The organism is Saccharopolyspora elongata, from assembly GCF_004348985.1.
Lineage (GTDB): Bacteria > Actinomycetota > Actinomycetes > Mycobacteriales > Pseudonocardiaceae > Saccharopolyspora > Saccharopolyspora elongata.
Genome location: NZ_SMKW01000039.1, coordinates 18,909 through 31,192 on the forward strand (window position 1 = coordinate 18,909; position 12,284 = coordinate 31,192).

General features: G+C 68.5%; 14 protein-coding genes. 7 read left to right on the forward strand and 7 right to left on the reverse strand.

Annotated elements, in window-relative coordinates; genetic code table 11:
* Positions 1-28: 28 nt before the first annotated feature.
* Entirely contained in the window at positions 29-706 is a 678-nt protein-coding gene (locus tag E1288_RS48145) for a glycine-rich domain-containing protein (RefSeq protein WP_207954560.1), read from the reverse strand.
* Between the two features lie 165 nt (positions 707-871).
* Positions 872-1,366 carry a hypothetical protein gene (locus E1288_RS26360; RefSeq protein ID WP_235883819.1) on the reverse strand — a complete coding sequence of 165 codons (495 nt, stop codon included), beginning with the start codon at positions 1,364-1,366 and terminating at the stop codon, positions 872-874.
* Between the two features lie 465 nt (positions 1,367-1,831).
* Here E1288_RS26360 and E1288_RS26365 point away from each other — a divergent pair, with 465 nt between their 5' ends.
* A complete protein-coding gene (locus E1288_RS26365; protein WP_132489576.1) occupies positions 1,832-3,070 on the forward strand; it encodes a helix-turn-helix domain-containing protein in 1,239 nt (412 codons plus the stop codon).
* On the opposite strand, the gene E1288_RS26370 is transcribed toward E1288_RS26365, so the two are convergent.
* The 4 genes from E1288_RS26370 to E1288_RS26385 all read right to left on the reverse strand — a co-directional run bounded on the left by E1288_RS26370 (position 3,042) and on the right by E1288_RS26385 (position 5,199).
* Positions 3,042-3,599, reverse strand: coding sequence for an NUDIX hydrolase (locus tag E1288_RS26370; RefSeq protein WP_235883820.1), 558 nt, complete (start codon positions 3,597-3,599; stop codon positions 3,042-3,044). The genes E1288_RS26365 and E1288_RS26370 overlap by 29 nt on opposite strands.
* Before the next feature lie 258 nt (positions 3,600-3,857).
* A complete protein-coding gene (locus tag E1288_RS26375) occupies positions 3,858-4,181 on the reverse strand; it encodes a winged helix-turn-helix domain-containing protein (protein ID WP_132489580.1) in 324 nt (107 codons plus the stop codon).
* Complete coding sequence (locus E1288_RS26380) at positions 4,178-4,603, reverse strand: hypothetical protein (RefSeq protein ID WP_132489582.1); 426 nt, start codon at positions 4,601-4,603, stop codon at positions 4,178-4,180. Before E1288_RS26380 ends, E1288_RS26375 begins: the two co-directional genes overlap by 4 nt.
* Positions 4,604-4,749: 146 nt before the next feature.
* Positions 4,750-5,199 carry an SRPBCC family protein gene (locus E1288_RS26385; RefSeq protein WP_132489584.1) on the reverse strand — a complete coding sequence of 150 codons (450 nt, stop codon included), beginning with the start codon at positions 5,197-5,199 and terminating at the stop codon, positions 4,750-4,752.
* Between the two features lie 223 nt (positions 5,200-5,422).
* Between E1288_RS26385 and E1288_RS26390 the strand changes: the two genes are divergently transcribed.
* A complete protein-coding gene (locus E1288_RS26390) occupies positions 5,423-6,013 on the forward strand; it encodes a dihydrofolate reductase family protein (RefSeq protein WP_132489586.1) in 591 nt (196 codons plus the stop codon).
* Positions 6,014-6,144: 131 nt separating this feature from the next.
* Here E1288_RS26390 and uvrA read toward each other — a convergent pair whose 3' ends face one another.
* Positions 6,145-9,006, reverse strand: a complete 2,862-nt coding sequence (gene uvrA, locus E1288_RS26395) for an excinuclease ABC subunit UvrA (RefSeq protein ID WP_132489588.1) — start codon at positions 9,004-9,006, stop codon at positions 6,145-6,147.
* Between the two features lie 308 nt (positions 9,007-9,314).
* Between uvrA and E1288_RS26400 the strand changes: the two genes are divergently transcribed.
* From E1288_RS26400 to E1288_RS26420, 5 genes are all read left to right on the forward strand, one after another.
* On the forward strand, positions 9,315-10,094 hold the full coding sequence (locus E1288_RS26400; RefSeq protein ID WP_132489590.1) for a maleylpyruvate isomerase N-terminal domain-containing protein: 780 nt from the start codon (positions 9,315-9,317) through the stop codon (positions 10,092-10,094).
* A gap of 119 nt (positions 10,095-10,213) precedes the next feature.
* The gene (locus tag E1288_RS26405) at positions 10,214-10,468 is read left to right on the forward strand and encodes a hypothetical protein (protein ID WP_132489592.1); all 255 of its coding nucleotides are present in this window, start codon (positions 10,214-10,216) and stop codon (positions 10,466-10,468) included.
* A gap of 158 nt (positions 10,469-10,626) precedes the next feature.
* Positions 10,627-11,118, forward strand: a complete 492-nt coding sequence (locus tag E1288_RS26410; protein ID WP_132489594.1) for a DUF7144 family membrane protein — start codon at positions 10,627-10,629, stop codon at positions 11,116-11,118.
* A 49-nt stretch (positions 11,119-11,167) separates the two neighbouring features.
* Entirely contained in the window at positions 11,168-11,845 is a 678-nt protein-coding gene (locus E1288_RS26415; protein ID WP_132489596.1) for an MBL fold metallo-hydrolase, read from the forward strand.
* Positions 11,824-12,228, forward strand: coding sequence for a DUF4440 domain-containing protein (locus E1288_RS26420; protein WP_132489598.1), 405 nt, complete (start codon positions 11,824-11,826; stop codon positions 12,226-12,228). Before E1288_RS26415 ends, E1288_RS26420 begins: the two co-directional genes overlap by 22 nt.
* The last annotated feature ends 56 nt before the right edge of the window (positions 12,229-12,284 follow it).

The following is a 12,284-nucleotide window of genomic DNA, read 5'->3' on the forward strand; positions in this document are numbered from 1 at the left end:
GAAATCGACGCCTAGGACGCGGTAGACCTCAACCGGGTTGCGCCCAATCCCGCATCGTTACCTCCCCGGGCTCACCGACTGAAGTCGAATTCCCATGCCATGGCAGAAGAAGAGCTTCACGCATCGCGGCGAGCATGCCTTCACCGTGGCCTGCAGGAGGCAAAAGCCAAGACTCTCTGGGGAAGCGATAAAGCTGTTCAACGCCATCGCCACAGCATTGGGCACGGAGAAGGTGCCGACTTACGCGGACCTCTTCAAAGTTGTGGCGTCCCACGGGCCTATGGGGTGACCTTGCTCCGCAGGAGGCGATCCACAATTCCTCATCGACGAGGTACCCAGCGCACCGGATCGACCCTACGGTGCCAACCCGAACGCTGGCCGGAGCCTTCGAGTGCTCAGGCGCGCCGGGCGCGTCCTGCGGCACGTGGTGGATGAACCGATTCGCGACCCGCTCGCAGAACTCCGCGTACTCGCGGGTGTAGAGGATGAACGTGTGCCATCCGATGTCGACCGGCTTGGACGGGGCGAGGTTGTGGCCGGGGAAACGGGCGCAGGCGCCGAGGAACGCGAGCGCCTGGTCCATGATCCGGTCGGCGGACTCGGGCTCGACGTTCTCGTCGATGGTGATCCGGCGGCTGAGCCGGGCGAACAGGTCTTCAGAGATCAACGATCGTGCGTGCACGCAGTCGGTAATGACGTCGGTCATGTGCCTTCCTTCCATTGAGAACTCCGTGATTGGTCGTGTCGAGGTGGACAGACAGGGCTACGGCGGGATCACCACTGCCACCACAGGTGGTCGGGGCATTTGGTCGCTGCTTCGCCGTCCTGCTGTTCGTTGGCCTCTTCGGGCTCCGGTTCGCCTTCCACTGGTTCACCTCCTCTTGGATGTCGAGACCGGGCCTCCTGGCGCGCAGAGGGGCGACGCACCAGATGGTCCGCATGCCCCGGTGCCGTTCGATGGCTCGGCACCGAGGCGGCTTTCTTGTGGCGGCCGGATCGTCACCGGTCGACCGAAATCTGCGGGCAGGAAGCACAGCGCGTCGGGCCGCAGCACCGCGATCGGCGCTTGTGCGAGCCCCGGGGCGGGAAGCGCGAGCGCGGCGCGAAGGGTCCACACCGCCGACGAGTGGTACTGCCAGGACACCAGCTCGGGCGCGAACGGATCGGTACCGGGCATGATCGGCGTCCGGTAGGCGGTCGCATCGTGTTCGCCATCCTCACCGCGGAGGATCACTACGTCCGCGCAGGTCTGCCACCTGCGGACCGCAGCGACGATGTCGGGACCCGTCCTCGGGCCGAAAACCCATACCGCCCACCCTTGGCGGCGCAGCTCGGCCAACAGGTGGTCAATTTCTGAAGAGTGCACGGTGGGCCGCCTCCTGCCAGTCGTCCTCGCCGTTCCCCGCTTGCCGTCGCATAGCCCCTGGCGCGTTCTCCACCAGGAGGTGAAGATGACTAGCGCGTTGAGCACGGCCAACACCGCGGGGACGAACCCAAGTGCTCCCATCGGTCGCGTCTCCCGGTTGCTGCGAACTTCCGGTTGACACAACGACTTTCGCCCTGACGGGCCTGCGAGGAAACGAAGGAGCGGTGTGCGATATACCTCCCGCGCATATCCGCACGTGACGGATGGTCGTCATTCGTATACTGATCGTGAGATTGCACTGATGGGGTGACCATGAGCGCCAGGAACAACCGTTCGTGCAGCACGTGTGGCGCTCGCCTTCGCGTGGACAACGACGGCGTGCAATGCAGTCCGTGCCTACGTAACGCTGCGGCTGGCGAATCACAGCCGGGGCCGAAGACCGAGGAGTTCTGGCAGCACCCGGCGATGGCCGCGGCGCTCAAGTCGCGCAACTTCGGCCAGGTCATGTACGCCTACCGGTACGAACACCGTCCGGTGATCACCCAGGCCAAATTGGGTCGGTGGCTCAACATGACGCAGGCCCAGATCAGCCGATTGGAGCGCAGCACGAAGCCACCGAGCGACCTCGAAAAGCTCGCTTCGTGGGCGTCGGCGCTCCACATCCCCGAGTTGGCGTTGTGGTTCAAACTCCCGGCACTGGAAACCTCTGCGCCGGCCACGCCTTCCCGCGTCGACTTCGGGTGGTTCGGTGAGCGCAGACGAGCACCAACCCTGAACACCGGCGTGCGCGCGCCGCTCTTGGTGGACTCGGTCAGAGATACCACGGTGATGTTCCGCGGGCTCGACAACCGGTTCGGCGGCGGCCACGCCCGGAGCATGCTCGGCGCCTACCTCGCCGATGAGGTCGCTCCGGCCATGCACGACCACCGCCCCAGCAGCGACCAGGCAGTGTTCATCTCGGCCGTCGCGGAACTGAACCAGCTGGCCGGGTGGATGGCCTACGACGTCGGCGACATGCTCTCGGGCCGCCGCCACCTGCAACAGGCATTGCAGCTGTGCCAACGGGTCGGCGACCACCCTCTGTCAGCCGAAATGCTCGCGGGCATGAGCCATCAAGCCGCGCACGCCCGGGACGGAGCGGGGTCGTTGGGCCTGGCGCGCGCGGCCCGCGACACAGCGGCCGGCACCGGGTTGGCCGCCCTGGAATCCGAGACCGCCGTGATGGAAGCACACGGCCTGGCCTTGGTGCGCGACAAACGCGGCAGCATGGCGGCGCTCCGGGACGCCGAGGATGCGTTCAGCAGGGCGGATCAGGTAGAGCACCCGCCGTGGCTCAGCTACTACGACGCCGCCTACCTCTCCGCCAAGATGGCCCACTGCATGCGCGAACTCGGCGATCTCCGCGCCGCGGAACGCTTCGCCCGCCAGTCTCTCGAAATGAGCGCCGGATACGACCGCGGCAAGCTGTTCAACACGGCCCTACTCGCCTCAATCCTCGCCGACCTGCGGGAGATCGAAGAGGCATGTGCCGTCGGCCGCGATGCCCTACGCTTTGGCCGCAAGTTGCAGTCAGCGCGGACCCGGCTCTACCTGCAGGACTTCGCCAAGCGCCTCCACCGCCACCAGGCCGTACCGGCCGTGGCCGAGCTCGGCGGGGAACTGGCCGCGATGGGGATCAGCTTCGACGCTGCGCCAACAGCTTGAACAAGGCGACCTGCGCCGCAGCGCCCGGGATCAGCCCTTGCTCGATGCGGTCGGAGATCTCGGCGAGCGGCACCCACTCGACACGGGCCGTCTCGTTGATGTCGGCCGGTTTGCCGGTGTCCTCCGCACCCTCGGCGAGGAACAGCAGGTTCTCGAAGTCGGCGGTACCGGTGATCGGTTGGAACGTGCCGAACGGCCGGATCGACAGCGGGCGCCACCCGGTCTCTTCCTCGACTTCCCGGGCCGCCGTCAGCGCCGGGTCTTCATTCGGGTCGACGTAGCCGCCGGGGAGCTCCCACACCCATTGATCGAGGATGAACCGGTGCCGCCAGATCATCAGCACCCGGTCGTCGTTGACGACCACGGTCATCGCGGCTTTGGGCATGCGCAAGACGTACTGCTCGAACGTGACACCATCCGGCAGCTCGACGGACGCGATACTCAGCTTGAGCCGTCGGGTGTCGTCGATGAGTCGTTCGCCGTGGATGGTCCAGGTCGCCAGCTCGGGCGCGTTCGTCTCGTTCGCCACGGAGCGGAACGCTACCGGAACGCGGCGTGCATCTTCCATGACGGCTGATACACGTGCACGAACACGCCCTGCATCCGAGACGAATGCAGGGGGCGTGCGCGTTGGCCAGCGTTCCAGTTCGCGACGATCGGTGCGGGTGGCCGAGGCCCGGATCGCCCCGGGCAACCTCACCGAGATGTAGCGGTGGATGCCGGACCCACCGTCCCTCAGCCGGGTAGTCCCATCGCAGCAGGTGCTCAGTGAGCGGATTGCGGCACTTCAGGGGCCTCGACGTGCGGGCAGCTGGGTGGTGATCGCCTTCAGCGCCGCCAGGTGCGCTTCGTACGCCCGGCGGCCCTTCGCCGTGAGGCTGAGCCAGGTGCGGGGGCGCTTGCCGACGTAGCCCTTCTTCACCTTGACGTAGCCCGCGTCCTCCAACGTCGACACCTGCTTGGAGAGCACCGAGTCGCTGACCTCGATGATGTCGCGCACGTACTTGAACTCGGCCTGGTCGACCGCCGCGAGCGTCGCGGTGATGGAGAACCGCACCGGCGAGTGGATGAGATCGTCCAGCTGGTGCCGGGGGTGCGCGCCGCCGCTCATCCTCGGCTCCGGCGGTGCGCGACACCGGCACCCGCGAACGCGATCGCGGCCATCGCGACCCCGCCGCCGATCCACCACTGCCAGACGCCGGGCATCCAGTTGCTGCCGACGACGACCGTGGCGACCCAGGCCAGCGTCCACCCCAGCATGACCATGCCGTGGAGCGTCCCGAACCCGCGCATCCCCACCTTGCGGGTGGCCGACCACACGGAGATGGCGACGACGAAGGCGATCCACAGCGGCATCGTCACGAATACCGCGGTCTTGCCGTCCACGAACGCGAAAACCGCTGCCATGGCGAAGGAAGCGACCCCGAACACCAGCATGTACCGCACGTACCAGCGGCCGCCGCGACGAGCCTCGGCCCCCAACCGTTCCGCCCGCGCCAGCTGCGCGGCGGCATCCATCTGCACCTCGTTCATGTCGGCTAGACTCGCAACTACTTTCCAACCTGTCAAGTAAATGCCGATTGGACACCTACTTGCCATGGACGGACGGGACGGCGGCTCCGAAAAAAGCGGGCGCCGCCGCACCGAACAGTGCGGAGGCGCCCGGTCCGTCGCCCGCTTCAGGCCTGCTCGCCGTTCTCCAGGTGGTCCTTGAGGCGCTGCAGGGTGGCTTCGATCGACCGCTGGTTCTGCTTCGGCAGGCCGGTGCGCGCGACCAGCTTCGGCAGCATCGCGGTGAAGTCGTAGGTCTCGGTCACCTTCGTCGCCGCGTCGCCGACCGGCTCCAGTTCGTACCGCCACCGGCCGGGCAGCATGTGCCGCCACGCGATCAGCCGGTTCTCCTCGTACTCCACCACGGTGTTGGTGATCCGGTAGCCGACGCCCCTGCGCATCCGCATCCCGAACTTGGAGCCGAGCACCAGCCGCTCCGGGCCGCTCATCTCCCCCTGCACCGTGCCGGAGCCGTCGATGACCGAATGCTTGCGCGGATCTGCAAGCACGGCGAAAACCGCCTCCGGCGGGGCCTGCACGACAACGCTGCTGGAAACCGAGAACTCGTTCTGCGCCATGCCGCCGAACCTAGTCAGCCGGGATAACGAACCCGACACGCGAACCCAACGCGAAAGGCGCCTTCTGGCCGATGAATCGGGCTAGCAAGTCTTCCGCCAGGTCAGGCCGTGTGCACGCCGACCGCGATCACGCTGGGCGCCGGCAGAACTTTTCTCCGCGGCGATGAGTTCCAACCTGTCGACAGGTCTAGGTCCATGAAGCCGAAATCGAGAGGAATGACGGATGTCAGAGACAAGTCGACGTGTCGTTGCGTGGGTGACCATGTCCATGGACGGCTACACCAGCGGTCTCGAAGGACCCGCGCACGACAACTGGCTCTACGAGCACGTGAAGCACGAAGCGTCCGCCGCCCACTTCGAGGGCATCTGGCGCGGCGCAAGCACGGTACTGCTGGGGCGCACGAACTACGAAGGGTTCTACTCCGTCTGGCCGGGCATAACCCGCGACCCCGCAACCGATCCGCGCAACCGGGACCTGGGCGAGTTCCTGAACACCGTGGAGAAGGTCGTCTTCTCCAGGACGCTGGAGACGGCCGACTGGGAGAACTCCCGCGTCGCCCGCGACCTGGAGGCAGAGGTCAAAGCGCTCCGGGACACGCCGGGCAAGGACATCCTCGCGGTCAACAGCGCGAGCATCATCCAGGCGCTGCTGCGCGCCGACCTGATCGACGAACTGCGCTTCGTGGTGGTCCCCGCGCTACTGGGAGGCGGCCTACGCCTGTTCGAGGCGGGAATTCCTGCTTCGAACTGGTCCCTGGCCCAAACCACTGTCCTGCCCGATGGCGCGATCGGCGTGCACTACACCCGAGCCTGACCGGACGATTCCGGACGGGCGAGTCCGGTCCCGAACCAGGCCCGGTGATGATCTTGCGCTCACCGGGCCTGGCCTGGCAGAACACCTGCTGTCCGATTCATCGGCCAGCAGGCGCCTTCCTCACCGGTTGGTCAGCGCTCGGAGAGCACCGGGGCCAGGAAGCGGCCGGTGTGGCTCTCGTCGATCTCCGCGAGCTCCTCCGGGGTGCCCTCGGCCACCAGGATGCCGCCGCCGGAGCCGCCCTCCGGGCCCATGTCCAGCACCCAGTCCGCCGTCTTGATGACGTCCAGGTTGTGCTCGATCACGATCACCGTGTTGCCCTTGTCCACCAGGCCGTTGATCACGCCGAGCAGCTTGCGGATGTCCTCGAAGTGCAGGCCTGTCGTCGGCTCGTCGAGGATGTAGACCGTCTTGCCGGTGGACCGCTTCTGCAGCTCGCTGGCCAGCTTGACGCGCTGCGCCTCACCACCGGAGAGCGTCGGCGCCGGCTGCCCCAGCCGCACGTAGCCCAGGCCCACGTCCACCAGCGTCTTCAGGTGCCGGTGGATGGCGTTGATCGGCTCGAAGAACGACGCGGCCTCCTCGATCGGCATGTCGAGGACCTCGGCGATCGTCTTGCCCTTGTAGTGCACCTCCAGGGTCTCCCGGTTGTACCGGGCGCCCTTGCACACCTCGCACGGCACGTACACGTCCGGCAGGAAGTTCATCTCGATCTTCAGCGTGCCGTCACCGGCGCACGACTCGCACCGGCCGCCCTTGACGTTGAACGAGAACCGGCCCGGCTGGTAGCCGCGCACCTTCGCCTCAGTCGTCGCCGCGAACAGCTTGCGGATGTGGTCGAACACGCCGGTGTAGGTGGCCGGGTTCGACCGCGGGGTGCGGCCGATCGGCGACTGGTCGACCTGCACCAGCTTGTCGACGTGCTCCAGGCCCTTGATCCGCGTGTGCCTGCCGGGCACCTGCCGGGCACCGTTGAGCTTGTTCGCCAGCACCGACGCGAGGATGTCGTTGACCAGCGTCGACTTGCCCGACCCGGAGACGCCGGTGACCGACACCAGGCAGCCCAGCGGGAACGACACGTCGATCTTGCGCAGGTTGTGCTCGCGCGCCCCGACCACGGTCAGCTGCCGCTTGCGGTCGCGCGGGCGCCGCACCTCGGGCACCGGGATCTGCTTGCGCCCCGCCAGGTACGCGCCGGTGAGCGACTGCTTGTTCTCCAGCAGCTTCTTGTACGGTCCGCTGTGGACGACCTGGCCGCCGTGCTCGCCCGCGCCGGGCCCGATGTCGACCACCCAGTCCGCGCTGCGCACGGTGTCCTCGTCGTGCTCGACGACGATCAGCGTGTTGCCCAGGTCCCGCAGCCGGCTGAGGGTCTCCAGCAGCCGGTGGTTGTCCCGCTGGTGCAGCCCGATCGACGGCTCGTCCAGCACGTAGAGCACGCCGACCAGGCCGGAGCCGATCTGGGTCGCCAGCCGGATGCGCTGCGCCTCGCCACCGGAGAGCGTCCCGGCAGCGCGGTCCAGCGACAGGTAGTCCAGGCCGACGTCGAGCAGGAAGCCCAGCCGCGCCTGCACCTCCTTGAGCACCCGCCCGGCGATCATCTGCTCGCGCGTGCCCAGCACCAGCCCATCCAGGAACGTCGCGCACTCGCGCACGCTCAGTGCGCTGACCTCGGCGATGGACAGCTCGCCGCGCTCGTCGTTCTCCATCGTGACGGCCAGGATCTCCGGCTTGAGCCGGGTGCCGTCGCAGGCCGGGCACGGCACGTCCCGCATGTAGCCCTCGTACTTCTCGCGGGCGTAGTCGGACTCGGTCTGCTCCAGGCGCCGCTCCAGGAACGGGATGACGCCCTCGTAGTTGGCGTAGTAGGAGCGGGTCCGGCCGTAGCGGTTCTTGTACCGGACGTGCACCTGGTCGTTGGTGCCGTGCAGCACCGCCTTCTTGACCTTGGTTGACAGCTGCCGCCACGGCGCGTCCATCCGGAAGCCGATGGCCTCCGACAGCGAGGTCAGCAGCCGGGTGAAGTACTCCGCGGTGTGCCCGCCCGCCCACGGCGCGATGGCGCCGTCGGCCAGCGACAACTCCTCGTCCGGCACGACGAGCTCCGGGTCGACCTCCTTGCGGATGCCCAGGCCCGCGCACTCCGGACACGCCCCGTAGGGCGAGTTGAAGGAGAACGACCGCGGTTCGAGCTCGTCCACGCCCAGCGGGTGGCCGTTGGGGCAGGCCAGGTTCTCGGAGAACTTCCGCTCCCGGTTCGGGTCGTCCTCGTCGAGGTCGATGAACTCGATCAGCACCAGCCCGTCGGCCAGCCGCAGCGCGGTCTCCACCGAGTCGGTCAGCCGCTGCTTCGCGCCGGTCTTCACGGTGAGCCGGTCGATGACCACCGCGATGTCGTGCTTCTCCTGCTTCTTCAGCTTCGGCGGGGCGTCCAGCTGGTGCACCACGCCGTCGATGCGGGCGCGCGCGTAGCCCTGCGACTGCAGCTGCTCGAACAGGTCGACGTACTCGCCCTTGCGGCCGCGCACCACCGGGGCCAGCACCTGGAACTTGGCCCGGTCGGGCATCTCCAGCACCTGGTCCACGATCTGCTGCGGGGTCTGCTTGCTGATCGCTTCGCCGCAGGTCGGGCAGTGCGGCTTGCCTGCTCGGGCGTACAGCAGCCGCAGGTAGTCGTAGACCTCGGTGATGGTGCCCACCGTCGACCGCGGGTTGCGGCTGGTGGACTTCTGGTCGATCGACACCGCCGGGGACAGTCCCTCGATGAAGTCCACATCGGGCTTGTCCATCTGACCGAGGAACTGGCGGGCGTAGGCGGACAGCGACTCGACGTAGCGGCGCTGCCCCTCCGCGAAGATGGTGTCGAAGGCCAGGCTCGACTTCCCGGAGCCGGACAGCCCGGTGAACACGATCAGGCTGTCTCGGGGCAGGTCCAGGTCGATCCCGCGCAGGTTGTGCTCACGGGCGCCGCGAACGACAAGGCGGTCAGCCACGGTGATCCCTTCGAAAAGTTCTGGTGTTGACGTGGACGCGCGCCGGCTGCAGGCAGTGCATCGGCAGGTACGCGGCGTCGCCCGCCCATGCTATTCGGGGCCTCTGACAGTCCCGGATCGCGTGCGGCGCGCAGCCTGCGCAACAACCACCCCGCACCCGAACGAGTGACACACGGGGAGGTCGACCGCGACTCCTCCGACGATACGCAAATTCCCCCGGAATGGGCACTGTCGCGCCTGTGGCCTGCGCAATTAAGCTCGATGTTCACCGGTCGCGAAATTCCCTCCTGCACGCAGAGGTTGACCTCATGGCTGATATCGCCCTCGGGACCGGTGGCCGCAGCGCTGCGCAGCCGGCGGCCGCCGCACAACTCGCCCACCAGGTCACGACCCAGCTGACCGCCATCGACGAAGCGAGCAACCGGCTGCTGGACACGGTCGCCGGCCTCGACGAGCTGGCCGTGCGCCAGCCCAGCCTGCTGCCCGGGTGGAGCAGGGCGCACGTGATCACGCACCTGGCCCGCAACGCCGACGGGTTCGTCAACCTGCTGATCTGGGCGCGGACCGGGATCGAGCACGCGATGTACGCCAGCGGCGACGACCGGGACCAGGCCATCGCCGAAGGCGCGGTGCGCAGCCACCGGCTGCTGCTGGAGGACCTGGCGGCGTCCTGCGACCGCTTCGCGCACGCCGCCCGCGCGCTGCCGGAGGCGGCGTGGACCGCGGAGATCGCCGACGCGGTGGGCGACCCGATGCCCGCGCACCACATGCTGCGGCTGCGCCTGCTGGAGATCTGGGTGCACCTGGTCGACCTCGATCACGACGTGGACTTCGACGACATCCCGCGGCCGGCCGCGGAGCAGCTGCTGGAGGACGTGGTCCAGCAGTACGGCGGGCGGCCGGACGTGCCCGCGCTGTCGGTGGAGGTCGACTTCGGCGACCACCGGCGGACCTGGGACCTGCGCGGCACCACCGCCGCGCCGAGCCGGGTGCGCGGCGAGCCGGGCCCGATGCTCGGCTGGCTGCTGGGCCGGACCGGCTCGGAGCTGCTGGACGGCGACCCCCCGAACCTCCCGGACTGGCTCTGAACCCGCCCGTTTCCGCAGCTCACCACCCGTGCGCACTTTGTGTCGCCATAGCAGCACAACGTGCACATGGCTCTTGACCAGGCAAAACGCCCATCCTGGTCGAGCTCAAGCTCGGCGACGTGCGCGGCAAGCCGACGCGGCTGGCGACGCCGAACGCACCCGCGCTGCTGCCGGTCTTCCTGGCGCTGTTCTTCGTGATCCGCGGGCTGCCGATCCTCGCCCTGCACCGCCGCGACCTGCCGAAGCGTCCGAAGTGGACGCTCGCGCTGCTCGGGTCCGCGGCGCTGCCGATGGTCGTGGTGATCACCACGATCGGCAGGAGGTCGGTGCGATGCCGCCGAGCACCGCCTCCGCCCTGGTCGGCGCGGCGATGATCAGCGTCCTCGTCTTCCCGATGCTGGGACTGCGCGTCAGCCGGTCGGCAGCCCTGGCGAAGTCGGACGCCTGAGCACTCGGTCGAGCTGCACGAATGCCCCGAAAGCGCGACTCTGTCGGTGGACACGTCATCGAGCAACTTGAGGGGGCGTGCACGATGTCCAGTCCGCAGACCGGGCCCGAGTCCCAGGCGAAGGCCGAGGGGACGATGCCCGAGCAGGCAGCTGCGCCCGAGCAGCAGAAGCAGTGGGCGATGGCGCCCGCGCAGCCCACCGGCGCGATGTCCGGGTGGCTGGCGTTCGCCGGGTCGCTGATCGCGATGATCGGCATTTTCAACATCATCGGCGGGATCACCGCGCTGTTCCGGCCCACCTACTACCTCGTCGGAACCGCTCAGCTGCTGGTCTTCGACTTCGCCGCCTGGGGCTGGTTCTGGCTGGCGCTGGGCGTCGTGCAGGTCGTGGCCGGCGTCGGCTGCATGTACGGGCAGATGTGGGCGCGGATGACGGGCATCGGCCTGGCCGCGCTGAGCGCGATCGCGCACCTGGCGTTCCTCGCGGCGTTCCCGCTGTGGTCGCTGGTGGTCATCGCGATGTCCGTGCTGGTGATCTACGGCCTGATGGTGCCTCCGCGGGGGGCGGTCGCCTGACCGGCGATCATCCGCCGAAGCCGCGAGCGCGGGGCGTTAGGCTCGGGCCGTGGAGCTTCAAGGACAGTACGACGGACACGTCGAACCAGGTGGTGCCCCGGCGCGCCGTGAGCTGGACGCGCTGACCATCACCAAGATCTCGGTCGGCCCGATGGACAACAACGCGTACCTGCTGGTGTGCCGCAGCACCGGCGACGCGCTGCTGGTCGACGCCGCCAACGACTCGGAGCGGCTGGCCGACCTGCTCGGCCACGACGCCCAGCGCCCGCGGCTGCGCACCATCGTGACCACCCACCAGCACGCCGACCACTGGCAGGCGCTGGGCGCCGTCGCCGGCCAGACCGGGTGCTTCACGCTGGCGCACCCGGCGGACGCCGATGCGCTGCCGGTGCCGCCGGACCGCCTGGTCGAGCACGGCGACACCATCGAGGTCGGCGAGTCCCAGCTGTCGGTGATCCACCTGCGCGGCCACACGCCGGGATCGATCGCCCTGCTCTACCGCGACCCGAACGGGCACCCGCACCTGTTCACGGGCGACTCCCTGTTCCCCGGCGGCGTGGGCAAGACCAGCTCCCCGGAGAACTTCCGGTCGCTGATCGACGACGTGGAGAACCGGATCTTCGCCGAGCTGCCGGACGACACCTGGTTCTACCCGGGCCACGGCGACGACTCGACCCTCGGGGCGGAGCGCCCCAAGCTCGCCGAGTGGCGCGAGCGCGGCTGGTGAGCGCCGACCTCGCGGCCGAGGTCGAGCGGGTGCACCGGCTGCTCGCGGAGTGGCTGGGCACGGACTGCGGGCCCGCGGTGCTGGAAGCGCTGCGGTCCGCGCACGCCGACGACTTCACCATGATCACCACCGATGGCAGGCCGATGGCGGTCGAGGACCTCTTCGGCGCCCTCGCCGGTGCCCGGAACGCGGCGCCGGGCCTGACCATCGAGGTCGACGAGATCACCGCGGCGGCGGACGCGGCGGACTTCGCGGTGGTGCACTTCCGCGAAACCCACCACCACGAGGGCACGACGACCCGCCGCAGGACGACGTCGGTCCTGCGGCGAACCGGCGAAGGCCTCCGCTGGCAGCACCTCCACGAGACGGCGGTAGCGGACTGAAGCAGGTGCCGTGGGTCTGCCGGGAGCCGGGAGACCCACGGGCCGCCGGCTCCGCA